Raw genomic sequence first — 25,175 nt, 5'->3', positions numbered from 1 at the left:
GGTGTAATCTTCCGGTTATCCCAGTTCGGTCTGTGAATAATTCAGCTTATATTCCTTGGGGCTCATCCCTGTGTATTTGGAGAACACATGAGTGAAATAGGCGGGAGTCTCAATGCCGACGGCTTCCGCGACTTCGAATACTTTACTTGCCGGGTTCCGGAGCAGCTTCTTGGCCATGTCAATCCGGTATTTGTTGATCACATCGATGATGGACTCACCGGTGACCTTCTTGTACAGGCGGCTGAGGTAGCTGCTGTTGATATGGATATGGTCGGCAATAATCTGCAGGCTCAGGTTCTGATTGTAGTGCTCTCGTATATATTTCTGGCATTCAATTACGATGTAATTAGGCTGTCTGTCACTCCGCGCCACAGCCCTTGAGCAGCTTAGAATCAGGCGCCCCAGAATATCTGCCAGCAGCTGGATGCTTTTGCTCTCCTGAATCTGCTTATACACGGCGGATTGGCTCTCCTCCATCTCCGGTGCGAAGGGCTGGCTTGTGCTCAGCAAGCGGAAGCAATAGGAGCTGATCAGCAGACAGGCTACCTTCACATTCTCAATCGGCTCTTTAATGCTTCTGTAGTTCTCCAGCAGCTGGTCCAGCTGACGGATGGCCGACTCGCTGTCTCCCTGCTGCAGATGTCCGGCAATCTGCTCGGCGGCATGATGGGGAGGGGCTGCAGGCGTAAGGGCCTGGTTCGCATGAGGGATATATACAGCCACATAATTATCATTATAAAAGCTGCCCTGCAGCGCCTCTCTCGCTTCAAGATAGGCCGTTGACAGCGTTGATATATCCCGGTGCCGCAGGCTGATGCCGATATTGACATGGTATTGCCTGAAGTTCTCCGCCATGGCGAGGATTTCATTGCTGATCGTGAGCAGGGCCTGGGTGGAGACCGCGGTATTGCCGCCGGTCATGGAGACAAGCGCCAGCAGGGTGTTTTTCTCCATGGCCATAATATAAGAGGGATGCTCCCCGAAGGCCAGGGCAAGGAAGTGGCGGATGGAGGCCAGGAAGCGGTAATGGTCATTCGCCGGGCTCCCGGCAGAGCCGTGGGGTCCGGGTATATCTTTTACCTCCATATAGATGGCGAAATAGTCCTCCAGCTGCAGCCCCAGCTCGCTTGAGCGGCTGTACAGACCGGCTTCATCGCTAATCAGGCCATAGACGGCTTCCCGGAGGAATTTTTCGCTGATTTCGGACAGATTATCGTTGATTTTGCTCTCCAGCTGCCGGACCTTCTGCTTCTGCTCCCGTTCTTTTTCCAGCAGCAGTGTGGCTTTCTCAATCGCCCGGGGAATCTGCTCTGTGGGATTGGTCTTGACTACAAAATCGACGACTTCATATTGAATGGCCGTTTGGGCATAAGAGAAGTCCGCGAAGGCCGTAAGTATAATAACCTTCGTCTGCGGAAAGTGCTGGTGCAGATAATCCGACAAGGCAAGGCCATCCATTCCCGGCATGCGGATATCCGTGACAACGATATCGACATCGTAGTAGCCCAGCAGCTCGACCGCCTCCAGCCCGTTCGACGCCTCACAAACAACCTCGCACTCAAGAATACTCCAATCGATGAAGCACTGCAGCCCTTTTTTGATCACAGGCTCATCGTCTACAATCATAACCTTATACATGTGTTAGTTCCCCCTGATCTGCCGGTATATGTAGAGTGACTCTCGCGCCTGTCCCAGGCTCGCTCTCGACCTCAATGCCATAAGGCTCGCCGTAGAGCAGCTTAACCCGTTTATGCGTGTTGATCAGGCCGATATTGTTGTGGCCCTGCTTGCGCATCGTGTCGCTCTCGAAATGACCCCAATTCTTGGGCACATGCTCAAACCCGCTGCCATTATCCGTAATCTCGAAATACACCGAATCATTCTTGCGGTAAATGCGGATGTTGATGTTTCCTTTGCCGAGCTTCCGCTCCACCCCGTGCACCACAGCATTCTCGACCAGCGGTTCAACACTGAGCTTGGGCAGCAACAGATCCAGTATGGCCTCATCCTCGATCTGGATCGTGTACTCCATTTTGTCCTCGAACCTTTCCTTCTGCAGATACAGATAGAATCTGATGAAATCGAGCTCCTGCCGGATCGGGATTTTGGCCAGGCTGTTGGAATAGATGCTTGCCTGCAGCAGCTCAGTGAGGGATGTTACCATTTTGTAAACGGTCTCATCTTTGGACAGCTTTGCCTTATAACCGATGGTAATCAGCGTATTGAACAGAAAATGCGGATTCATCTGAGCCTGCAGAAATTTGAACTCTGACTCTTTGACCAGCAGATGCTTCTCATAGACTTCCTTGATCAGATAATTGATTTCGTCAGTCATGTTGTTGAAGGTAGAGCTGAGCTGGTTGAGCTCTGCATCCTTGAAAGCGGGCATTCTGGTGTTGTAATCCCCTTTCTTGACCTTACGGATACTCCGCAGCAGATCGCGGATAATCCGGGTGAAGCGGAGCGACAGCAGGACACCTGCTGCAAGCGAGACGAACGCAATCAGTGCGATAAACCAGATATAATTGTGCATGCTTCCCGATAATTTGGCGAGTACCTGCTTCCTCGGAATGCCGGCAATGAAGGTAAGCCCGGTAGTACCGATGCTGCGGGAAGCGGCCAGATAAGTCTCCTGATTAAGCTTGACCTCACTTACTTCCGTATGATCCCTCAGCGCGAGCACATCGGGAGGAACAGTTGAACCTAATTCCTGCTTACCCGCACTAGAATAGATGACTCCCTGGTTATCAATAATGTAGGCTATGGCGCCCGGGTATTCGAGCAGTCCGGCATATTCCTCTGCTAAATCAGCTTCATTCGTGCCGAAGATCAGCACCAGGCGCTGCTCGGGAAGATTAATATTGGACATCACCCGGGTGAAATAGAGCGTGGGATCGCCGGGACTTGGCGTCAGGATTTCTTTGCCGCGGACCATTCTCCCGTTAACCGACTGATAGACTGCGAGATTGTTCCGGTTAATCTGCTCAATGTTAGGCGGGGACTTCAGAACGGATACATAGTTGTCGTTATCAAAAAATACATAGGCCGTTGACAGCAGGCTGATATTCCAAGCATTGTTGAACATAAGGCTGTACTTCAAATCTTCTTCCATTTCGCTTTTATTGACGAATTTCTTGTAGAAGTCATCACTCAGCGACATATCGTCGATTAACCAGTTTCTTAACATTTTAGTAGAGAGGAAATGCAGGGAGGTATTATCGATAATTTGAAAGGACTTCTCGATATTGTCGTTGGTCTGGCGGATCAGCAGGGACAGATTATCATTGGCATTCCTCGTTAGAATCTGGGAGATGCTCCAATAGAAGTAGCAGCCGGCGAACGTCATCGGAAGCAGAATTAGCAGGAAGATAATAATGACCATTTTATTTCGTACCGGAATTAGGGAGAAACGTCCGAGTAGGGGACGAAGGCTGATCCGCTTCAGGATATGCTGATTGGACATGTTGGTTGCTCCTTGCTGATGAGTCTGTAGTACAGCCATTATATATTCATTTCTTGGCAGCGAATAGCAGAGCCGGGTGAAATCGGGCCGTTTCCGGCCAGATGGTAAAGAAAACGATACAGAGTTAAAGAAATCTGAAAACCCTTACACCCGCCCCGCTGCCAAATCACATTTGCTCAAGATATTATAAAAGATCATGCGGAAAAACGAATTCATAACTTTTTTTCTATGTTCTACAATGAGAGCTGTAAACAACTGTAATTGGCTGCAGGGTGATACCCTGGCTTAAGCCATCATTCTAAAGGGGGATTTATTGTGCAAAAGTCTTTGTACAAAGCGGGCTGTACCTTAGCAGGCATGCTGATGCTGACCATGTCCATTACGGCATGCGGATCAGGGAATTCAGCAGAGAATAATGGAGCGGCCGCAACGGCAGGCTCAGGAAATGCAGCAGCGCCTGCGGCTAAAGCGCCGGTCAAAATTTCTTATCTTACGTTCCGGGTCGGCACGCATGCATCAGCCAAGATGGAGGAAGAGCAGATCAAGCAGTTCAATGCCAAATATGGCAATGAAGTAGAGGTTGTGGTTGAAGAGATTCCAAGTGATGCCGCATACGTGGATAAGATTAAGATTCTGGCAGCCTCCGGGGATGTGCCGGATGTCGTAATGGGCAAGGACGGAATTAATGATGTCCTGATCAAAGGGAATCTTGCAACCCCTTTCAATGATTATTTAGACAAGGATGCGGAATGGAAGGCAGCTATCGGAGAAGATGCACTTGCTTCCAATACCCGGGACGGGAAGATCTGGTCGATCAGCGATCAGAAGCAGAATATCGGCTACTTTTACAATAAAGAAATGTTTGAGAAGGCAGGCATTAAGCCGGCGGAGACTTGGGATGAATTCATGAGCAACAACGAGAAGCTGAAGGCTGCAGGCTTCGTTCCCCTCGCACTGATGACCGGGGAGAATGCCTGGACATCCAACCTGATTCTTGCCGCGATGATCGGTACGAACGGGGAGAACGGCAAGACGTTCATGAACACCCTGCACCCTACCGACTTCAATACGCCCGAAATGATTCAGGCGCTTAATATGATGAAGGAGTTGCTGGAGAAGTATACAACGAAGGATGCGCTTGGAGCGGGATATGCCAATGCAGCGAACGCGTTCAGCCAGGGCAAGGCAGCGATGATTGCTAATGGTCCCTGGATGATCGGAGACTTCAGCGATCCGACCAAATCCAGTGAAGGTTTCGATGCAAAAGTGGGTGTGGCAGCGTATCCGAATAACAGCCTGATTTCCACTTATGAGGTTGGCTATATGATCGGAGCCAAAACGCCGGAAACCCGCGATGCTGCTGAGAAATTCATCAAATTCAAAACAGGGCTTGAAGGACAGACCCTCGCTCTTGAATACGGCAATGTTATGCCGGTATCGAGTGAAGTTCAGCCATCAGATGCACTGAAAGAGAAATATCCGATCATGGTCGAATCGATCACAGTCGCTCAAAAGTCACAGCTGCATTACCGGACCCTGGACTCCATCGTCTATCCGAACGTAACAGATGCCTGGAAGAACCTGTATCCGAAGCTGGCAGCGGGCCGGGCAACGGCTGAAGAGATTGCCAAGGAACTGACGGAAATTGCCGCTAAGAATAAATAAAGAGCAATATAAGCTGAATAAAAGAAAATAACAAAAAGTGAGAGGACCGGAGGGGGATTTTGGAACTGTAGGAGCGATAGCGATCGCCTTTGTCACCGGATTTCTACCGCTAGCAGCGGTAATAGAATCAAGAAATCTGGGGACAACAGCGGCCGGAAGTCCAAATATTCACCGCAGTGACGACTGAACTTTAAGTTACCATCTTAAATTTAGCTTATATTGCATGACGAGGATTGGGGAGGACCATATGGATGGTTAGGAAAAATAGAGGGTATATCACGCTTTTCCTGTTGCCGACTGTAGCATTGTTTATTATTGTCTATGCCGTCTCACTTGTCATTCTGTTCGGCACATCCTTTACGGAATGGTCGGCAGGACGCAGCCCGGTGTTCATCGGTCTCGCTAACTATATCAGGCTGTTCACGGACGATGCCGATTTTCGCCAAAGCGCACTGAATACGGGGATCTGGGTCGTGCTGCAATCTACGGTCCACGTGGCCATCGGCACCCTGTTCGCGGTTATTCTCAGTATGAAGGAATTCTACTGGAAGTTTGCCCGCACGGTGTACATGTTTCCTAATATTATCTCGGGTGCAGCCGTAGGTATGCTGTTCCTGTGCATGCTCAATCCTGAATTCGGTGCGGTGAACAGTATCGTCCGTTTATTCGGCAATGCGGATTACTCCCAGAACTGGTTCATGGATTATGCCACGGCTTTTCTATCCGTTACGATGACCTGGCTGCCGTATGCGGCAGTCGTCACGATTCTCATTCTGGCCGAGATTGCGGCCATTCCGGAAAGTCTGTTCGAATCGGCACGTATCGACGGGGCCAGCAATTTCAAGATCAACCTGTACATCATCATTCCTATGCTGCGCAACATTATCGGGACCTGCGTGATTCTGTCGGGAACAAGCATGCTGCAGAAGATGGATATTATTCTAATGACAACAGGCGGCGGACCCGGCAATCAAACGATGAATTTACCCATTTACATTTACAAAACCGCTCTCATGGACAATAACTTCGGTTATTCCAACTCAGTGGGCGTTTTCCTAATCGGCTTTGGCTTGATCTTTGTCCTGCTATGCCGAAATCTGTTCAGAATAGGCAGCTCCCAAAACTGAATGGAGCGGATGGGGTGAGAATGTTGAAAAAAAGTTTGGGTGTACTTAAGTATGGATTTGTAATCCTGATTGTCCTGTTGTCGCTGGGTCCGTTCCTGTGGGTGCTGCTGGCATCGTTTAAGACGAATGCCGAGATTCTGAGCAATTCCCTCGGCTGGCCAAGCAGCTTCCGCTTCTCCAATTACACGAAGGCCTTCCAGATCGCGCCGATTTCCCGGTTCTACATCAACAGTGTAATTGTAGGGATTTTTGGAACACTGCTCAATCTGCTTCTGCTCGGAATGGCAGCTTATGTACTGGCGCGCTTTCAATTCCGCGGTAAAAAGCTGCTGATGGGAGCCTTCTCCCTCTCGCTGCTGATTCCCGGCGCTGCGATGCTGCAGCCGCTGTACTTAACAGTTAACGCGCTCGGGCTATATGACAAGCTGATCGGACTTATTATTGTCTATACCGGCTTTGGGTTGCCGGTCTCGCTCTACATTCTATCCAGCTACTTCCTGACGATACCCAAGGAGATGGAGGAATCAGCTTACCTGGATGGTGCCAGCTTCATTCAGACCTTCTTCCGGATTATACTGCCGATCTCGAAGCCGGGCTTCGGCACGGCGGGAGTCATGCAGTTCCTGCTCTGCTGGAATGAATTTCAATTCGCGATCATTCTGACGACAGGCAATCAGAGCCGGACCCTGCCGCTGGCGCTCTATTATTTCAAAAGCCAGTTTGCCAGTGATTACGGCGTCATGTTTGCCGCTACGATGGTCGTCATCATTCCGAGTATTGTAGTCTATATCCTGCTGCAGGAGCAGGTAGTATCCGGACTTGCTGCGGGAGCGGTCAAGGGATGACGGAGTTGACGGGAACGCCATGGAAAGATACCGGAGAATTGAGGGGTTGCAGATGAATGAGGAACACCTGTGGTGCCTGAAAGAAAACGGGTATGAGGCCGGACTGCATAAGCATTATGAGGGGCTGTTTACCCAGGGGAACGGCTATATGCATGCCCGTGGAAGCTTTGAAGAGGGATGCAGCGATGCCCCTCAGGATGAGGAATATCTGCGTTTTCCGGATAACGTCACGCTGGAGAAGCCGCGGCATCCGAAGTCCAAGCAGGGGACATTCATCCCGGGCATTGTCGCCCGGCATCCGCTGCTGAAGGAGGAGATTGTTAATCTTCCTTATATGCTGGGGCTTGAATTGCGCTCTGCAGGCGAGAGCCTGGATATGGACCGCTCCCGGATCAGCGGCTACAGACGCTGGCTGGATCTGCGCGATGGAAGCCTTCATCGTACATTGATCTGGGAGACAGCAGAGGGCATGCAGCTACAGTGCACCTTCGAGCGCTACATCAGTATGGCGGATACCCATCTGTGTATCCAGCGCATACAGGTTGAGGTGCTGGCAGGCGAAGGCAGGCTGGAGGCTGCTGCTTCTCTCCGGGGAGATGTACGCACCAATGGGATGAATCATTTTGATAGTGTAGTTCCCACGGCGGAAGTTGGGGGCAGCCTGTCGCTTGAAACGCTGACGGAACAGGGGAACCGGATCTTCATGCACTCTGCGCTGGAAGCCTCTGAAGCGGTGATCTGGCAGGAGGAGAATAGCCAGGTTACGGCTGCGCTCCGGGGTGAATTCGCTGTGCAGACCGGGGACCGGCTGACTGTCAGCAAGCTGACGGCGGTGACCACGGACCGGGATATGGAGGAAGGCGAAGCAGGCAGCAGAGCGCTTGCGCAGCTTAGCCGTGCACGTGAGATAGGCTGGGACCAGCTATATGAACGGCATGCAGCTTGCTGGAAGAGCAAGTGGCAGGGGGCCGATATCCTCATCAAGGGAGATGATCTGGCGCAATTAAATGTCCGCGCTTCACTCTATCATCTGCTTCGTGCCAATGCACCGGAGGATGCCCGGGTGGCGATTTGTGCCAAGGGGTATGCCGGCGAGGCCTATTTCGGACGGTATTTCTGGGACACGGAGATCAACCTGCTGCCCTTTTACCTGCACACCAACCCGCAGGCGGCCCGCAATCTGCTTCTGTTCCGCTACAATACACTGGACGGAGCCAGACGCAATGCGCAGAGTTATGGCTACCGGGGAGCAAGGTATGCCTGGGAGTCCTCGTTAAGCGGGGATGAGCAATGTGCCAACTGGCAGTACGCCGACCATGAAATTCATATAACAGCGGATATAGTGTATGCTCTCTACCATTATGTGCGGGCAACAGGCGATCAAGATTTCCTGGAGCACTACGGCATTGATATTCTGGTGGAGACGGCCCGGTACTGGTGTGACCGGGTAGACTGGAACCGGGAGGAAGTGGGCGAGCTGCTCGGCGTGATGGGACCGGACGAATATCTGCCCTTTACCCGTAACAATGCCTTCACCAACCGCATGGTCAAATTCAGTCTGGAGCAGACCGTAACCTGTCTGGACAGCCTGCAAGGCAGCAAACCGGACAGCTATGCAGCTGCTGTAGAGCGGCTGGGTATTCGCCCGGAGGAACAGGAGCTGTTCCGGCACACGGCGGAGAAGCTGCGGCTGCCCTATGACAGCGGGACGGAAATTGTTCCGCAGTCTGACGATTTTGCTTCTTATGCGGATGTGGATTTTGCCAGGATCTGGACTGACAGATCCAGACCCTTCGGCCACTTCATCTCCCAGGAGCGCAATTACCGCTCCAAGGCGCTTAAGCAGGCGGATGTGCTGGAACTCATGCTGCTGTTCCCGCAGGAATTCTCCAAGGAGCAGCTGAAGGCCTCCTATGATTATTATGAGCCGATCACTACCCATGATTCCTCCTTGTCCGTGGCGGTTCACGGCATTGTGGCCTCCTGGCTGAATCAGCCGGAAGCGGCGGCGAATTTCCTGAAGCGGGTGATGGCTATCGACCTTTCGCTGGAGAAGAAGGGTGCTGCCGAGGGGATTCATATCGCCAATTGCGGCGGCTTGTGGCAGCTGATCGTCTACGGGTTAGCCGGTCTGAAGAGTGCGATGTGGAGCAAGGACATTGAGCTTGCGCCGCGGCTGCCTGAGGGCTGGACGGAGCTTAGCTTCCAGCTTGCCTGGCAGGGGGAGCGCTACCGGATCACGATTCATCCGGATGCTCATGAAGTGCACAAGCTGGAAGGGAGGGGCTATGTTGCGGGCACAACCCTTTGAGGCAGCTATCTTTGACCTGGACGGTGTCATTGTCGATACCGCGAAATTTCACTATCAGGCCTGGAAGCGACTTGCCGGTGAGCTCGGCTTCGATTTCAGCGAGAGCAGCAATGAGCAGCTGAAGGGCGTCAGCCGTATGGAATCGCTTGAACTTCTGCTGCGCTCCGGCGGAATCACAGATCTGACGGCGGAACGTAAGGAGGAGCTGGCTTCCCGCAAAAATGAGTGGTACAAGGAGCTGCTCGATACGCTTACTCCGGGTGATGTATTACCCGGTGTAAGCGGCTTTCTTGGGCTGTTGCGCTCACGCGGAGTCAGAACAGCGATTGCCTCGGCGAGCAAAAATGCTCCGCTGATTCTGGAGAAAGTGAACATCAGACCGCTGTTCGACGCAGTGGCGGACGGGAACACCATCGGCAGGGCGAAGCCGGACCCGGAGGTGTTCCTGCAAGCAGCCAGGCTGCTTGGAGTAGCCCCGGCCGCTTGTTTTGTCTTTGAGGATGCGGACGCCGGTGTAGAAGGGGCGATCCGGGCGGGCATGCGGGTTGTTGGTGTCGGTGACGGGGCACTGCTTGCCCGCGCCGACCTTACCATCGCCAGCTTTGAACAGCTTGACCCCGTGTTCCTGCTTAGCCACATTGGTTTGAACGGTGACAGCGGAAAAGGGGATTGTTCGAATGAGGAATGAGTGGAAAAGTGATGAGCGCATATGCAATGAGCGAGTAAGCGATGAACGAATAAGCGATGAGCTAATAAGCAAAGGGCGAGTAAGTAATAAACGAATAAGTGATGAGACGAATAGCAACGAGCAAAAGAACTATCAGCGAATAAGCAATGAGCCGAACAGTGATGAGCAAAATAGCAATCAGCGTATAAGCGAATTGACGCTGGAGCAGCTGCAGCCGGGCACTCCCCAGGTGCTGCCTGGAGGAGGCTTTGTCACCCTGACGCTTGTTACAGACTCCTTCGGCTCGCACCTACACCTTTTGACTATATCCAATGGCAGGCTTGTATTTACCGTGATACTGGAGCGGGGGATGGACATTGGGGAAATTAGGCTGGATGCGGAGAAAATCAGCTGGGAGCGTGAAGAGCGGTACCTGCTCCATCCGGATCATGTAGATCTATCCGACAATGAGCATTCGGGCTGGGATTCAGGCTTCTATGCAGCGGTGGCTGCCATTGGGCCGGAAATATTCGGTACCCCGGATGAGGTAAGAACCGTCCACGGGACGGGGTCCTATTCCCCGGCGCTGCCGGAATCGGTGCGGCTGACCTGGGATGAGCAGCAGATCTGCCTGGAGGGTAATGTTCCGGTAAGGGGATACGGGCCCTTGCCTGTGTATGCCAAAACAGTCCGGATCGTAACCCGCTACGGGGCAGCCAACCTGTTCCGGGAAGACACGGTACGGAATTTAACGGAGGTTGCGCAGCCAGTGGATGACGGGTACCATATTCAGCTGGCAGGAGCTTATATGTCGGGAGGCGGAAGTTATATTCTGCCGGTCTCCACCGCAAAAATGCTGCTCCGTGACTCTGCCCCGCCTGAGGTGGACCCGTTAGCTGTCTACGATTCCGAAACCAGGCTGGACCCGATCCGCTGTTATCAATACGTTCCTGAGCCGGTAGAGGGGCTTGCGGATCTGCCGCAGGTCCGGGACTATTGCGCAGACGGGGGCGGGGAGCAGCTCACGGCCGAGATGCTGGTGAACGCCGGGCAGGATACGGCTGCCTATGTCATTCGTTCCCTGCAATGTTATCCCCGGTCACTAATCGCCAAGCGGGCGGTCACTGACCGGATGTATGCGCTAGAGCCTTGCAAGACCAGACCCAATTCACTGGAGCAAAAAACGATAGACGGCGAAGTGGTCTATATCGGCCCCCGCGGCCAGAGCATCGGCTGGATCATCATCGGGGCTTCGCGTGATCCGAAGGAAATCACAACCCTTGCGCACATGATCCGTAGCGCAGCAAAGTGATGGGTGTATGCCGGGAGCGCAGACACCGTTCACTTTCAAATGAAACTAGAAATAACCAGCCGCCGGTAGATTTCGGGCGGCTGGTTATTTTTTTGGTTTCTGCCAGGTTCGGCTTCTGCTCAAAGGTTACTTGCTTAGACAGCTGCTGCGAGATATGGCAGGCCAAATGTATGCGAAAAACCGAACACAATGTGCTACCGCGAAGGTAACCGGGCCGAATGTATGCGAAAAACCGAATACAATGTGCTACCGTGAAGGTAACTAGACCAAATGTATGCGAAAAACCGAACACAATGTGCTGCTGCGAAGGTGTCAGGGCCGAATGTATGCGAAAAACCGAATACAATGTGCTACCGCGAAGGTAAACGGGCAGATGTATGCGAAAAACCGAACACAATGTGCTACCGCGAAGGTAACCGGGCCGATTGTATGCGAAAAACCGAACACAATGTGCTGCTGCGAAGGTGTCAGGGCCGAATGTATGCGAAAAACCGAACACAATGTGCTACTGTGAAGGTATCAGGGCCGATTGCGAATGTATGCGAAAAACCGAACACAATGTGCTACCGCGAAGGTAAACGGGCCGAATGTATGCGAAAAACCGAATACAATCTGTGCTACCGCGAAGGTAAATAGGCCGAATGTATGCGAAAAACCGAATACAATATGCTACTGCGAAGGTATCAGGACCGAATGTATGCGAAAAACCGAATACAATGTGCTCCTGCGAGGGTATCAGGGCCGAATGTATGCGAAAAACCGAATACAATGTGCTTCTGTGAAACTACAGGCGAATAATTGCAGGATAAACAAAAGGCGCTCCCCCGGATACTGTTCCAGGGGGAGCGCCTTGTTTATGCCTTGCAGAGCCGGCAATATCCGCTTCCGCGCAAAGCCTATTTCAAATAATTAAGCAGAATCTGCGCAGCTTCTGCACGGGTGGCGGCAGCCTTCGGAGCAAAGGTTCCATCCGCCCGTCCGTTCACGAAGCCAAGCGAAGCGGCTGCGGCTACCTGATCCGCTGCCCAGCCGGAGATGTCCGCAGCATCCTTCATAGAAGTGATGTCTACAGCGGCCGGGATTGCACCATGCTGGAGCTTATAAGCCCGCATCAGAATGACAGTCATCTCTTCGCGGCTGATCTCTGCATTCGGCTGGAAGGACACCGGACTCCGTCCGGTAATCAGCCCTGCCTGCACCATGCCGGATAGAGCATCCCTGTACCAGGCATCTTGCGGAACATCAGCGAATGCGATGCTGCTACTGCTGTCGCCGTTCCCGCTGCCACTGCTGCCGCCGTTCCCGCTGTCGTTCCCGCTGCCACTGCTGTCGTCGTTCCCGATGCCGTTGCCGCTGGTGTCGCTGTCGCCATTCCCGCTGGTGCCCATGCCGTCGTTCCCGATGCCGTTGCCACTATTGCTACCGCTGCCGCCCAGCTGCAGCGCACCGGCCATCAGCTGCACGAATTCAGCCCGGGTAATATTCCGGCCCGGCTGATAAGCCTGCTCCGAGATTCCCTTGATCAGATGTTTCGCAGACAGCTCACGTAAGGCTTCGAAGGCCCAGTGTGTAAGCGGAACATCGCTGAATTGCTTGGAATACTCCAGCAGCGCGTATGTGCCGCTGCTGTCAAGAAGTCCCGTCAGCCCGCCCGCTTCAGCTGCTCCGCCCAGATAAGTGAGTGTACCGTCACTGCTCACACGGTACAGGCCAAGCAGCCTCGAGTCAAGTCCATCCGCTGGCCAGCTGACGCTTACCGGAACCGGATAATCCTCCAGATGGAGCGCTGTCCCGTCTGCCCTTACCAGACTCAGGTCATAATCCATCAGCTTTCCTGCCAGCGCTACGCCAGCTTCTGTCTTCAGCTTCGCAGCATCCAGTGTCTTAGGCTGCGCCTTCAGCACAATCTTGGCACCGCTGCTCCCGCCAGCAGGCAGGGCTTCGGCCAGCTGCTTCAGCAGCTCCGGCGCCAGTACCAGCTCTATTCCGTCTCCCTGTACACGCAGGGAATGGGTTCCCAGCAGCGTCCCGGCATTCACCGGAAGCTCAACCGCAGCCGCTTGACCTACCTGCACTGTAACCACACCGTTCACCGCAGGGCTGCTCAGCTGAGTGGCAGTAATGACTGCAGCCGAAGGACTCGGCGTTGCGTTAGCCTGTGGTGTTGCCGCAGGCTTCGCCGTAGATGACGGCGGACTTGTTGCTGTCACCGGCGGGTCCGTTGGTGTCGCCGGAGGATCTGTTGGTGTTACCTGCCGACGGCTGACAGTCAGCTCAATCGTCTCTGTAGGGACCGCATCCACATAAGCATACTCCCCGATCATACGGGTGTTCATAACCTCAACCTTGTATGCCCCCGCATCAGATATAGCAGCCTTATCCAGTGTCAGACTGCTCCCGGCCGCACCGTCCAGCACAAGATCGTTCTTCAGCCAGCGGTAGCTAAGCTCTCCATACACAGAATTGGCTACAACGTTAAAGGTAACTGAAGCCCCTTCCTTTACCGGATTTACACTTGCCGTGAACGACTGGATCACCGGAATTTCATGTGCCGGATAGACCTTGAGCACCAGCTCTGTTCCGGTGATACGTTCCGGATTCACCTCCGCTTTGCCGGTCAGCACAACACGGTAAGCTGTACCGTTCTCTTCCATTCCCGGCGTGAAACGGTATACTGCACCGGTAACACTCGTCAGCGGCAGCCAATCGCCGCTGTCCGGACGCTTTACTTCCCAACCGATAGACTCCACGTCACCTGTTGCATCAACGAGCAGCGTCAAGGGTTCCCCCTCAACGGCGTCCATCGCAGAAGGCAAATCTACCGCGAAGGAAGGGGTAATCCACTCTACCGCAGCCGGGAGCACCTGCAATATATATTCCTGCTCGCCGGTTAAGCCGCTATCGTCTGCCACAACCGCCTTATAACGGTAGCCGCTCATCGCTTCTGTCAACGCCGCCAGCGTCAGGCTGTCGCCCGAACCGACCGGCTCACCATAACCATAGCCATCGCCCTTGTCGAGGTACCAGGTGAAGGACAGGGTTCCTTCTCCTTTACCGGCGGCACGGAGTACTCCAGCTGAACCCGCCCGCATCAAGCCTTCACTGACAATCTGCACCTCTGGCGCCTTTTGGTTCCATTTCGCCGTCAGCGTCATTACTCCCGGCACGGTCTGATTGGCAAAATCCCATTTTTCTGAATCGTTGTACCAGCCCTCCAGCACATAACCTTTATTCATTACAGCCGGAGCCGTTAACTGTTCGCCGTATGCAGCCTGAACGACTGTCTGTCCCGGACTTCCGCCATTCGCGTCAAAAGTAATATCATAGCGTCCGTTCAGCTCGGTCAGAGCACTGATTTCACTATTGCTGAGGTTACGGACTTCAATTTTCATCCGCTGGTTATCCTTTGCCTGATCATCTGCTACTCTCACTGCTGCACCGTCACTCTTGGACGCCCCTTCTACAGTGATTACTTTATTATTGCTTTTGTTAATGATCTTGTAGTAATCTCCGTCTTTCTCCAGCTTCCACTGCTGCGTATCCGGTATCGTTCCAGCAGCTTTGATATTCTGGCAAAGCTGCTGGATCGCTGAACCGGGAAGAATATCGAGCACATGGCCGCTTTGAACCGACTGAATCTGGTAATAGCCTGTGCCGAGATCCAGGAATCTCCACAGCTGATTATTACCGTCACCGTTAGACCACTGGTTAATCACCGCCAGCGGATCACTGGAGACTCTGTCCACATCCAATGCTTTTCCGCTGTGCTTGGGCTGGATTTTGACCATTTTCTCCGGAATGATCTTGCCCGCAATCGAGCTCATAAATCCGCCGCTTGTCTTATCAATCGTGAGACTGTCGACATTGAATCTGCCGGTATCTCCTTGTTCGCGGATGAATTCAATCGTATTCTTACCGGCTTTGAGGTTCAAGGACTCCGTACTGTTAGCCCAGATATCCCAATTCGCCGTCGGAGTTAAAGACACTTGCTTGATTCTCTGTCCATTGACCATCATTGACATGGTAATATTCGAACTTTGTACACCGGAATACCGCAAGGTCGACGTATAGTCAGCCGTATTAGGGACGTTTACTTCAAACTTCAGCGTGTCCCCGGTCTGCTCGAATCCGCCTACGAACCCGTTGCCCTCATACCATAAATGATCCCTGACAACCTTGAGGCTTCCTTGCCGGGTGGCATCTTCGGCCTGATACCTCCACGGAGTACGCTTGTTAAGATGAATACTGTCCATACTTAGAATGCCGGAGTTTCCTGTTTCATTCTTATAAGTAATTGTGTTTTTACCCGCCTTCAGGCTTAACGTGTCAAGCTGCTCCTTCCAGACGGTAAGTCCGCCGGTAGAAGGGAGGGGAATATTCTTAATCTTCGTGCCGTTCAAGTACAGGCCATAAGTTGTGCCTGCTGCTTCTTTGGCATATCTCAGCTTTACATCATAAGAGGCTGCATTCTCAACATTTACCGCAAACTCCACGGACGAACCCGCTTTGGACAGCCCGGTAACATAACCGGTTCCCAGATTGCCGTCTTTGGTGTAAACCACTGCAGCATCGTTCCCGCCAGCCAGCTTGGCATCTTCGGCTCCATAATGCCAGGTAGTGGCTTCTGTTACGGTTATAAAGTCCAGATTGACGTTGCCGGTATCGCCTTCGTCATATTTATAAGTGATTGTATTTTCCCCTTCTTGGAGGAAAACATTGTCATAGCGGTCGGCCCAGCGGTCCCAGCTTTTTAGGCTGAAGAAATCGACCTGCTTAATCTTTTGCCCGTTCACATACATAGTCAGCGTCCGGTCATCGTTGAATCCCAGGCTGTAGCCCAGCTTAACCGAATAGCTGCCGGCAGCAGCGGCATTTACTTTGAAGGAAACTGCAGAGCTAGAGGTCCAGAGCCCTCCGGCATATCCCGTTCCGCTGTAACCCGGATGATCTGCATCAACCTTTGCATTTCCGGACAGCACGGCATTTTCTGCTTCATACAAGGTGCTGCGCTTGATAATCATGGCATCCAGAGCCAAAGCACTCTTGCCGGACAGGCGGATTGTGTTGCTTCCGGCGTTAAGCGGAAGGTTATAAACGGATTTCAGATCGAAATTCGCCTCAAATCCGGCATTCGAAGGGAAGGAAAGATCGCGGGTTGCTCCCCCATTAACGCCTAATTTCATGGTAACCGGATTCGCGGTGTTATTGTTGTATCTGAAATCCAGCGAGTAGGTCCCGCCAGCAGTAGTGTTTACTGTAAACTCTATATAGTCATTAGTGCTGCTGTTATTGTATTTTTGATATACGCCGCCCGAAGCATAAGCCGTCCCTCCGGGGATTCTCGCTACTCCCGACAGCTTTGCCTCCTCGGCTTCATAGATTTCGCTTCGCTCTTCTCCGGAAGGTCTGTTCAGGACTGTGCCGGGGTTGGAAGGAATGCCAAGATTGATGAAATCATCATCATCCCAGTGAATCCGCTGCGCTCTTATACCTCGGTTCCCGCCGCCTTGCCCGTGGGTCGGTATGCCGTGATACAGAATCCAATCCTCGCTGTCGTCTTCGGACTTCAGGAACAGGGGAGAGCCGGGGCCATACGAGCTGTTCTCATCCGATCTTTTCATCACAGGCTCAGGATATTTGACCCATGAATCCGCATTCATCACATCCGAGGATGCATCCGCAACGGATACGCCAACTGCATAGTTATCATTCATAAAGCTGCTGGCCGAGTAGGCAAAATAAATTTTACCGTTTCTCTCGACTACCGCAGCGCCTTCGTTGATATTATCGTTTTTCTTTTCCCAATCATATTCCGGTTTGGCCACCGTACCTTCCGGGCCCTCCAGGGTCCACGGGTTCTTCATTTTGACAATCGTCGGACTTTCATCGAATTTCGTATTCTCAGGGTTCTGCGGGTCCTCGAAATAATAGTATTTGGTATAGGTGAAGTAGGGTTCCCCTTTAATCGTAACCACGCCGCAGGCCAAACCGTAGCCTTCCGTGTTCAGCAGTCCCTGCTTGACCGTAACCTGGCCGTCGCTGTCTTCATTGGCAGATTCGCCCTTCAGCTCCCAGGTTCCTTCAAAAGGATCGGGTGATGCGTTCTCCAGAACGTAGGAGCTTGGATGCCCATATCCGAAGCTGTCCTCCGGGCCGGAAGAGAAATACAGATACCACTTGCCGTCCAGCCGGTAGACATATGGACCCCACACATAGCCGAAGTTATCGGGCTTCTTCCAGACCACTTTGCTTTTGGCCGTAGATACGCCGAGAATGGTTTCATGCCTCTTCAAGGTGATGTTATTATCGCCTGAAGATGCAGAATAGTAATAACCATCAGCAGCCCTGGCCACGGTAGGATCAGCACCGCCCATAAGCGGGTTAACGTAATTAGAAGTTACATCCGCGTAAGAGATGCCTGACAGCAGTAAAGAAAGTATCAACACCAGGGGGAGCAGCTTTGAGCTTTTTTTCCTCATATGAATCTCCTTTTCTAAGCAATTTCTGATCATTTTGACAAAAGTTATGTTCACTTGCCCTCCTCCGCAAAGATATGACCCTGCTTTTTTTGAAACCGCTTACCAATAATTGCAGCGCTACGCATCCATTATAAAATAAGAGCGGAACTGTTTTTCCGCATCATGTTTTGCGATATTTTGAGGGATTGGCTTAGCCGGAGAAGGAGCGGGGAGAGCAGCCTGGTGTTCTTGCTATATTTTTAGCTTTCTTATGTTATTTTGACTGGTCTATATTGTAAAATTTCGGATTGATTATTGACAAGTAAACTTGGCGTATTATAATGAAGATGCCAAGTTTACTTGTCGCAATCAAAGGAGGATTTCTAATGGAAAAGGAACTGATATTAGAAAAAAGCAGACAAGAGAAGAACGACGAAGGAAGAGAATTTGTTCATAATAGAGGCAGGAAATTTGGAGTCCTGGGTATGCTGATTATTTTTAGCATCCTGGCTGTTTATAATTTATACGATAATCATCAAGAGACGAATACTGCATTAGTAGCGGTATTTATGGGTATTTAGGCTGTGAAAGTATCGGAATCTATAGTATAACTAAAAAGAAATTAGATTTAATTAAAGCTATCGCAGGACCTGTATTAAGCATCTATTTTTTCGTAAAGTACTTTTTAATTGCAGGATAGGAGTCAACATGAATGATAAGCTGATTTTGAGAAACAGGCTGCGGGAGGCAAGGGCAGAGCAAAAAATATCCCAAGCTGAGCTGGCAGAAATGGTGGGTGTTTCAAGGAATACGATAAGTTCGATTGAAACCGGACAGTTCAATCCTACTGCTAAGCTGGCGCTTGTTCTATGTATTGCTTTGGACATGAAATTTGAAGAGTTATTTTATTTTGATCTGTAAAATTCAAGCCGTTTGTAATCTTTTCCCCTCCAGCGGTTAATAATGCTTAGGACTAGCAGGCTGGAAAGGGGCAAGGGATGAATGAAACGCAAACTTTTACTGACCGGAGCGGCTGGAAGGATCGGCAATGCACTCTTCAAAGGGCTGAACGAAGACGGCAGATACGAGGTTACCGGCGCAGATATACAGGCAGACGAAGAGCAGGGGATCGCCCAACTGGACATAAATGATGAAGCACGGCTGGCGGAGCTTACTAAAGATGTCGATACGGTGCTTCACTTTGCCTGGATTAAGGATGAAGACGATTTCCTCGGTAAGGTGCTTCAGGGGAATGTAGCGGGTGCGTATAAGCTGTTTGAGGCGGCGGTGCAGAATGGGGTGCGGCGCATTATATTCGCCAGCTCCAATCATGCGACCGGTTATTATAAGTCGGATGAGACAACGGGACCGTCTGACCCTTACCGGCCGGACAGCTTCTATGGATTAAGCAAATGTTATATCGAGCTGCTCGGCCGCCTGTACTCAGATCAGGGCAAGATTTCTTCACTGAATATCCGGATCGGCAACTTCCCCGGGGATGACCGTCCCCATTCGGAGCGGGCAGGGCATATCTGGATCTCGGAGCGTGATTTGCTGCAGCTGGTCAACTGCTGTATTCAGGCGGATGAGGACCTGCAATATTTGAATCTGTACGGGACCTCGGCGAATAGTGACAACTATTATACCATTGGTTATCTGGAGGAGCTGATCGGATACAAGCCCCAGGATGATGCGGCGGAGCTGCTCGAACAGGCGAAGGCGGAGGGCTGGGAAATACGCAAGGATGAAACCGAATATCAGGGCGGGCAGCAGGAGTAAGAAGCAGCGCAATCCGCGATTTCTGTTACCTGTATATAAAGAAGGCATGCGAAGATTATTTTTCGCGTGCTTTTTTTGTGCAAGCCATATACATACCTATACATACAAAGAAAAGGCTGAAACCCATCCCGAGCAAAGCACTGCTGTCCAGGGCTCCGGGGGAGTGCTGCATAGTCAGCAGGGTGTATTGAGTGACTACGATGGAGACTAAGGCGTCGGTGAAGCTGAATATTTTGAGTGTGGATACAATGGGACCCTTCAGCTGCCGGTTAGCCGTCATGCTGCAAACCGCCATCCCAAGCTTGGTCGTCACATACATAAAGTGGAAAATGGATTAAAATGAAGCGAATTAACAAATTTTTATTACGGAGTGATTCTATTGTTATTTGGAATTCAGACATCTGTTCTTATTGTAGCTGTTTTCACAGCGTTTGTTGGTTATCAATTTAGGCTTAGAGAGAAGAAAAGAGATATGGCTCATTCTGAGCTTATAAAGAGTTACAACGATTTTTACTCTCCTATTTTGTTCGTAATAAGAGAAATAAACGAACTTCCACAAAGTGAGGAACGAAATGATTTAATAAACAAACTTTTCACTGACTATGGTCTAGGTAGTTCAAAAGGGCATTTAATCGGATCGGTGAATATGCTAAATACATATTTTGAATTAAATGCTCTATTTAGAGCATTTAAGCATCAACCTGATGCATACGAAGCGAAGTTTTTGAAATGTCTTAAAGAATTTGAAGTTATGATAGATCAAGAATTCTGGGATGCCCATGATATCATATATAAAGAGCATAATCGATACAAAGATCACAACTTCAAACCATTAAAGTCACTATTTATCGATTTATTAGGAACGCTTAAATTCGTATCTGATTTCGCTATGAGTGTTTGTTTATTAACTTGGTTTACGATAGGATATGCTCATATCTTCAATATAGAGGCTTTTTCAGTAAAAGCTGTTGGCTACATTACTGGTTTTACGGTAATAGTGATTTTAATCTTTGTAGGATCATTTATGTATTCTAAGTTGTTCTATTCTAAGACAAATAATCGTCGTGAACGAAAAAAATAAACGAATAAAACGAAATAGTATTTTGCATTGCTTATAAAGATTGAACTGGTTGATTCGTACCAAATACTAGTGGGATCCTTTACTTTCGTTTCATGGGAATTATCCTTATCTTCACATACATAAAGCCCAGGATTGGTTATCCTATGTAAGTTACAAGAGACTGAAGATTTGGCGGTGTGATTCTTTGTACGCCTTTATTTGTTCTGTATATCTATTTTCAATTATGGTCCCGTGGTAAACTTTAGGTAAATTATATCGGAGGATGGACATGCGTAAAATCTTTTTGTCTTTACTATTTTTGGCTTTAATGACTGCCTGTGGATCTTCAAAGAGTGGGCTAACCGCAGATGATCTAGCAAATCGTAAAGGTTGGCGATGAAAAAGCGGTTGTTCAATACGGCATGAGTCGCGCAAATGTTGAAAAAGTTCTTGGAGAAGCTGAGAACGATGGGTCCAGAGGAATGATGTTTTATAATAATGGTGTCGGGGTCTTATACAGAGAGAATTCTGCGGTTGCTATTCTTATGAATGAAGATTCAAAAGGAAGTTTCATAACTTCAGGTGGATTAGAGGTTAATATGAACAAAAATGATTTATATAAGATTTATGACAAAAAGAATGCTATAGAAGCGTCAGGAAGTCTTACTTTTGCCTATGACTCATTCAATAAAAAATATCTGAAAGAGGTGAAATACGATTCTGACCAAACAAATCAAAGTTATCTTATTTCGGTTGAATTTAATGACAAGGGAGAAGCGGAGCGGATTGTGGTTTCAGATATTCAAGCAGCGTTGCTCGCAAATTGATTTCACTTAGCTATTAGAAAATAATCATTTGATGGCAAGCTTTATAAACAAAAATGATGTAGCGGGGTGGGACGGTTCATTCTTTCGTTTCACTCTCAATCGAAGACTAATCACTAGTGAAATCTCCACATCAATGTAAAGCACCCAGACCGGACCCTCAATTATATTGATTTTTACTCGCTCTGGATCTGCTGATACCTCCGCAATGCCCTTTATCTTATCCCCATTTAAAAGCCATACAACAATCAATTCCCTCCTTACTGCAGCAACCTTCAAACTCTGCTTAAGCTTTCTATCCATGACCGAACCTCGGGTCTTTTCTGATTATTATACACCTCATAATATGGCATCAGGAAAATTTTCCCTAGAAGATTCATGACCTCTATATCTTTCCACATTTTTCCTCAATAACCCTTAAGTGTATTGTGAATTCCTGTCGAGAAACAGACTGTTTGTTCGTCTTTATTTAGTGTAGGCTTGATGCATACATATTAAAGGAGATGGAGTTTTTGAAGAAGAAAATAGCTGGATTTTTGGTTTTGTGTACACTATTCTTTATCCTTATACCAGGAGCAACAAAAGCAGCAGAACAACCTGTAGGGTTATTAGATGGATTGGTAATTAATATAGGTTCGAACCAGAATAACAAATTAGGTACTACAACTGCCGTTACGGATAATAATGAATCAACCTATTTTTCTATGGTCCCTGAGATCAGCAATAGTACTATCAAAGATTGCTTGTTCTATAACTTTAGCACTCCAGTCGATATCAATGCTTACAAACTTTATTTATCTAACTACACTGGTGGACAAGTATCTATATTCTTTATTGATAATAACGGAACTACTATTGCACAAAGTATCTCTCATTCAGTGATTCCGGGTGATAATAATATATATCCGCTTTCTAGTCCTATTACCAATGTAAAAACAGTTGTAATTTGGCAATATTCAGCAGTTTCCTACAATATTGCCGAGTTTAATCTGTATAACATTGTACCGATACCGACTGCAACTCCATCTGTAGAGCCAACAGCTACCCCAACCATAGAGCCTACTGCAACTCCAGAAGCAACCATTGAGCCAACACCAACGGTTACGGCTTTGCCAACTCCTTCACCAACTTCAGAGCAATCAACGGGCGACCGGGCTATCCTGGTAGTAACGATGAGCACCGGTCTTGAAAAAGAATTCGATTTGAGTATGGCTGAAGTGAATGCTTTCATTGCTTGGTACGAAAATAAGCTGTCCGGTTCAGGTACAGCCTCATACGCCATTGATAAGCATGATAACAATAAAGGGCCATTCACCAATCGGAAGGATTATATGATCTTCGATAAGATACTTACTTTCAGCGTAGATGAATATTCAGCAGAATAACTTCTTCTCATAGTTAACCCTGCCAGAAATGGTGGGGTAATTTTTTCGTTCGGGAAATTTTTCTTATCGTCACATACACAAAGCCCAGGATTTGATATCCTATGTAAGTTACACGAGACGGAGGAATCGGCAGTGTAATGCTCCGCGTACCATTATTTGTTCTGTATATCTTTATTTCTTTTACGGTACCATGGTAACCTTTAGGTAAAATATGTAGGGGGAAGAATATGAAAGGTATAACAGTTTTATTAGTATTAATCACTGTTTTAATAACCGCCGGATGCTCTGATACATATGAAAAAAGTGACACCGATGCAGCCGGTAGAGATTTGATGTTAGCTGAAACGACTCAATACTTGTTTAACTACGAACATAACAGCAAAGATACTTCTTCTGAATCAGCGGAATTTATTAACGAATGTCTAGACATTTATTCAGGAGACGATTTAGAAGATTATAAATTGTTAGTAAGCTATATCGAAATGGATGACATCGAACATGTTAAAGAATTACAGCGGAAATTAGGTGGAGATATTATTGAATGAACTCGTAGTGGGTTCCCACGATTAACTCCTCAAATGAATTTCCGTTTACAGTTGGCTGCTTGTGAATAATGTAGAATAAACCCAATGGAACTCCATACCCTACCGATGAAGGTGGGGGATTTTCATTTATCCGGTTCTCCTTCAACCCGTAGTCCTATCACTCGTGAAATACTCTCCACGTCAATGTATGGAACCCAAACTGACCCTTGATCGCATTGATCTTTACTCGCTCTGGATCTGCAGATATCTCCGCATTCCCTTTTATCTTATCCCTATTTAATAGCCAGACAACTATCATTCTCGTCTTACAGCTGCGATCTTCAAGCTTTGCTTAAGCTTTTTGTCCATGACCATACCACGGGTCTTTTCTGATTATTATACACCTCAAGTATTTAGTTTAGGAAAAGTTTCCTTACCTTAGATGCAGAACTCCAATTAGATTAAATCCACATATTTCCTAAATAACACTTAAGTGTAATGTGAATAAATGTTGAAGAACAGACTGTTTGTTCGCCCTTTTATAATGTAGTCTTGATGCATACATATTAAAGGAGATGAAAGTTTGTGAAGAATAGGAAGAGAAAATTGGGATTCTGTGGTCTTATATTAATTATAGCTATATCATTTTTGGAATTCAAAAAAATACATTTGCTGCCACTGTTGGTAGTAGCCAATTAAAAGCGCCTGAAGCCGGATGGAAGAGAGTGATTGATTCGAATCCCCTAATTACTTATACAGGGACATGGATTCAGTACACCGATACTGCATACAGTACAGGATCAGCACATGCTACATTAGTTGATGGATCATCGGCATCTTTTTGGTTTGAGGGGGATAAAATTAGAGTTATTGGATCGAGGAATACAAATAAGTCAACAACTATGAAAATACAGATTGATGAAGTTACATATACTTTCTCCGCCAAAGGAAATGCTCAAGCAGATACTTTACTATTTGAAAGAACTGGATTAGATAATACAGCTCACCAGGTAACAATAACTTATCAAAAAGGGACTTCTACAGATTTTGTTTTAAGCGCATTTGATATAAATAATAGTGGAGCATTAATTCCAGAGCCTACCGCTACACCAGAACCGACATCTACGCCGACTACCGAACCAACGGCAACACCTGAACCAGCAGCAACCGTTACTCCAGAACCGACTTTAGAGCCAACCTCAACGCCTGAACCAACCGTTGAGCCTACAGCAATAGCTGAACCGACAGCAACTCCGGAGCCAACAGTAACACCCACACCAGAACTACCGACAGGCGACAGCGCGATCCTGGTTGTAACGATGACCACTGGCCTTGAGAAAGAGTTTGATCTTAGCATGGAAGAAGTAAATGCTTTCATTGCTTGGTATGAGAATAAGCAATCTGGTACAGGAACAGCATCCTATGCGATTGATAAGCACGAGAACAATAAAGGACCCTTCAGCAGCAGGAAGGATTACGTGATCTTCGATAAGATCCTTACTTTCAGTGTAGATGAATATTCTGTGGAATAGTATGTTTGCTTAGATCACCCTGCCTGCGATGATAGGGTGTTTTTTTTAATGAAGGAAAGTTTTCCTTACCCACATATACATAATGTTCCAAATGAATTATTCTATATTTATGAATAATGAAAATTATCAATATAGAGATACATACTTTATGATTTGGCATCCAGCAGCTTTGTGGATCGGATTCTTTTTATTATTGTTGGTGTTAATTTTGTTTTACTGGATT

At 48.7% G+C, this 25,175-nt stretch carries 17 protein-coding genes and 1 pseudogene; 14 read left to right on the top strand and 4 right to left on the bottom strand.

The window, feature by feature from the left end:
• Positions 1-15: 15 nt before the first annotated feature.
• Together P40081_RS25200 and P40081_RS25195 are read right to left on the bottom strand one after the other, a co-directional pair.
• Entirely contained in the window at positions 16-1,638 is a 1,623-nt protein-coding gene (locus P40081_RS25200) for a response regulator (RefSeq protein WP_042138965.1), read from the bottom strand.
• Positions 1,631-3,463 (bottom strand): cache domain-containing sensor histidine kinase, encoded by a 1,833-nt coding sequence (locus P40081_RS25195; protein ID WP_081970087.1) that lies wholly within the window; start codon positions 3,461-3,463, stop codon positions 1,631-1,633. The genes P40081_RS25200 and P40081_RS25195 overlap by 8 nt, the downstream gene beginning before the upstream one ends.
• Before the next feature lie 315 nt (positions 3,464-3,778).
• On the opposite strand from P40081_RS25195, the gene P40081_RS25190 reads away from it, so the two are divergent.
• From P40081_RS25190 to P40081_RS25165, 6 genes are all read left to right on the top strand, one after another.
• On the top strand, positions 3,779-5,128 hold the full coding sequence (locus P40081_RS25190; RefSeq protein WP_197072964.1) for an ABC transporter substrate-binding protein: 1,350 nt from the start codon (positions 3,779-3,781) through the stop codon (positions 5,126-5,128).
• Between the two features lie 251 nt (positions 5,129-5,379).
• Positions 5,380-6,255 (top strand): carbohydrate ABC transporter permease, encoded by an 876-nt coding sequence (locus tag P40081_RS25185; RefSeq protein WP_042138964.1) that lies wholly within the window; start codon positions 5,380-5,382, stop codon positions 6,253-6,255.
• Between the two features lie 20 nt (positions 6,256-6,275).
• Complete coding sequence (locus P40081_RS25180) at positions 6,276-7,100, top strand: carbohydrate ABC transporter permease (RefSeq protein ID WP_039308352.1); 825 nt, start codon at positions 6,276-6,278, stop codon at positions 7,098-7,100.
• Positions 7,101-7,152: 52 nt separating this feature from the next.
• Positions 7,153-9,411, top strand: a complete 2,259-nt coding sequence (locus P40081_RS25175; protein WP_197074265.1) for a glycoside hydrolase family 65 protein — start codon at positions 7,153-7,155, stop codon at positions 9,409-9,411.
• Complete coding sequence (pgmB, locus tag P40081_RS25170) at positions 9,389-10,099, top strand: beta-phosphoglucomutase (protein ID WP_052421989.1); 711 nt, start codon at positions 9,389-9,391, stop codon at positions 10,097-10,099. The genes P40081_RS25175 and pgmB overlap by 23 nt, the downstream gene beginning before the upstream one ends.
• Positions 10,089-11,390 carry a DUF4432 family protein gene (locus P40081_RS25165; protein WP_081970086.1) on the top strand — a complete coding sequence of 434 codons (1,302 nt, stop codon included), beginning with the start codon at positions 10,089-10,091 and terminating at the stop codon, positions 11,388-11,390. Before pgmB ends, P40081_RS25165 begins: the two co-directional genes overlap by 11 nt.
• A gap of 896 nt (positions 11,391-12,286) precedes the next feature.
• Here P40081_RS25165 and P40081_RS37795 read toward each other — a convergent pair.
• On the bottom strand, positions 12,287-17,869 hold the full coding sequence (locus tag P40081_RS37795; RefSeq protein WP_042138962.1) for a CBM35 domain-containing protein: 5,583 nt from the start codon (positions 17,867-17,869) through the stop codon (positions 12,287-12,289).
• A 320-nt stretch (positions 17,870-18,189) separates the two neighbouring features.
• Here P40081_RS37795 and P40081_RS40125 point away from each other — a divergent pair.
• From P40081_RS40125 to P40081_RS25130, 5 genes and pseudogenes are all read left to right on the top strand, one after another.
• A pseudogene (locus tag P40081_RS40125) lies at positions 18,190-18,548 on the top strand (DUF6442 family protein).
• An 8-nt stretch (positions 18,549-18,556) separates the two neighbouring features.
• Complete coding sequence (locus tag P40081_RS25150) at positions 18,557-18,769, top strand: helix-turn-helix transcriptional regulator (RefSeq protein WP_042138960.1); 213 nt, start codon at positions 18,557-18,559, stop codon at positions 18,767-18,769.
• 81 nt (positions 18,770-18,850) lie between these two features.
• Positions 18,851-19,627, top strand: a complete 777-nt coding sequence (locus P40081_RS25145; protein WP_042138959.1) for an NAD-dependent epimerase/dehydratase family protein — start codon at positions 18,851-18,853, stop codon at positions 19,625-19,627.
• 379 nt (positions 19,628-20,006) lie between these two features.
• Complete coding sequence (locus P40081_RS25135; protein ID WP_042138958.1) at positions 20,007-20,708, top strand: hypothetical protein; 702 nt, start codon at positions 20,007-20,009, stop codon at positions 20,706-20,708.
• Positions 20,709-21,109: 401 nt separating this feature from the next.
• Complete coding sequence (locus P40081_RS25130; protein ID WP_156118684.1) at positions 21,110-21,514, top strand: hypothetical protein; 405 nt, start codon at positions 21,110-21,112, stop codon at positions 21,512-21,514.
• A gap of 24 nt (positions 21,515-21,538) precedes the next feature.
• Here the strand turns inward: P40081_RS25130 and P40081_RS25125 are convergent, their stop codons facing one another.
• Entirely contained in the window at positions 21,539-21,814 is a 276-nt protein-coding gene (locus P40081_RS25125; RefSeq protein WP_042138956.1) for a hypothetical protein, read from the bottom strand.
• A 209-nt stretch (positions 21,815-22,023) separates the two neighbouring features.
• On the opposite strand from P40081_RS25125, the gene P40081_RS39485 reads away from it, so the two are divergent.
• The 3 genes from P40081_RS39485 (at position 22,024) to P40081_RS39480 (ending at position 24,952) form a co-directional block, all read left to right on the top strand.
• Positions 22,024-22,896, top strand: coding sequence for a PT domain-containing protein (locus tag P40081_RS39485; RefSeq protein ID WP_063779806.1), 873 nt, complete (start codon positions 22,024-22,026; stop codon positions 22,894-22,896).
• 227 nt (positions 22,897-23,123) lie between these two features.
• Complete coding sequence (locus tag P40081_RS25115) at positions 23,124-23,441, top strand: hypothetical protein (RefSeq protein ID WP_042138955.1); 318 nt, start codon at positions 23,124-23,126, stop codon at positions 23,439-23,441.
• Positions 23,442-24,145: 704 nt separating this feature from the next.
• Positions 24,146-24,952 (top strand): bacterial surface protein, encoded by an 807-nt coding sequence (locus P40081_RS39480; RefSeq protein ID WP_231575190.1) that lies wholly within the window; start codon positions 24,146-24,148, stop codon positions 24,950-24,952.
• Positions 24,953-25,175 lie beyond the last annotated feature (223 nt).

Origin of the sequence: Paenibacillus sp. FSL P4-0081 (assembly GCF_000758565.1) — a bacterium.
Taxonomy (GTDB): Bacteria; Bacillota; Bacilli; order Paenibacillales; family Paenibacillaceae; genus Paenibacillus_AQ; species Paenibacillus_AQ phytohabitans.
This window is presented reverse-complemented; position numbering and strand designations above follow the sequence as displayed.

Excerpts from the sequence above, each read along its gene's own strand:
- P40081_RS25200 (WP_042138965.1), bottom strand. The coding sequence starts at position 1,638 with ATGTATAAGGTTATGATTGTAGACGATGAGCCTGTGATCAAAAAAGGG.
- P40081_RS25195 (WP_081970087.1), bottom strand. The coding sequence starts at position 3,463 with ATGTCCAATCAGCATATCCTGAAGCGGATCAGCCTTCGTCCCCTACTC.
- P40081_RS25185 (WP_042138964.1), top strand. The coding sequence starts at position 5,380 with ATGGTTAGGAAAAATAGAGGGTATATCACGCTTTTCCTGTTGCCGACT.
- P40081_RS25180 (WP_039308352.1), top strand. The coding sequence starts at position 6,276 with ATGTTGAAAAAAAGTTTGGGTGTACTTAAGTATGGATTTGTAATCCTG.
- P40081_RS25175 (WP_197074265.1), top strand. The coding sequence starts at position 7,153 with ATGAATGAGGAACACCTGTGGTGCCTGAAAGAAAACGGGTATGAGGCC.
- pgmB (WP_052421989.1), top strand. The coding sequence starts at position 9,389 with ATGTTGCGGGCACAACCCTTTGAGGCAGCTATCTTTGACCTGGACGGT.
- P40081_RS25165 (WP_081970086.1), top strand. The coding sequence starts at position 10,089 with ATGAGGAATGAGTGGAAAAGTGATGAGCGCATATGCAATGAGCGAGTA.
- P40081_RS37795 (WP_042138962.1), bottom strand. The coding sequence starts at position 17,869 with ATGAGGAAAAAAAGCTCAAAGCTGCTCCCCCTGGTGTTGATACTTTCT.
- P40081_RS25150 (WP_042138960.1), top strand. The coding sequence starts at position 18,557 with ATGAATGATAAGCTGATTTTGAGAAACAGGCTGCGGGAGGCAAGGGCA.
- P40081_RS25145 (WP_042138959.1), top strand. The coding sequence starts at position 18,851 with ATGAAACGCAAACTTTTACTGACCGGAGCGGCTGGAAGGATCGGCAAT.
- P40081_RS25130 (WP_156118684.1), top strand. The coding sequence starts at position 21,110 with ATGAGTCGCGCAAATGTTGAAAAAGTTCTTGGAGAAGCTGAGAACGAT.
- P40081_RS25125 (WP_042138956.1), bottom strand. The coding sequence starts at position 21,814 with ATGGATAGAAAGCTTAAGCAGAGTTTGAAGGTTGCTGCAGTAAGGAGG.
- P40081_RS25115 (WP_042138955.1), top strand. The coding sequence starts at position 23,124 with ATGAAAGGTATAACAGTTTTATTAGTATTAATCACTGTTTTAATAACC.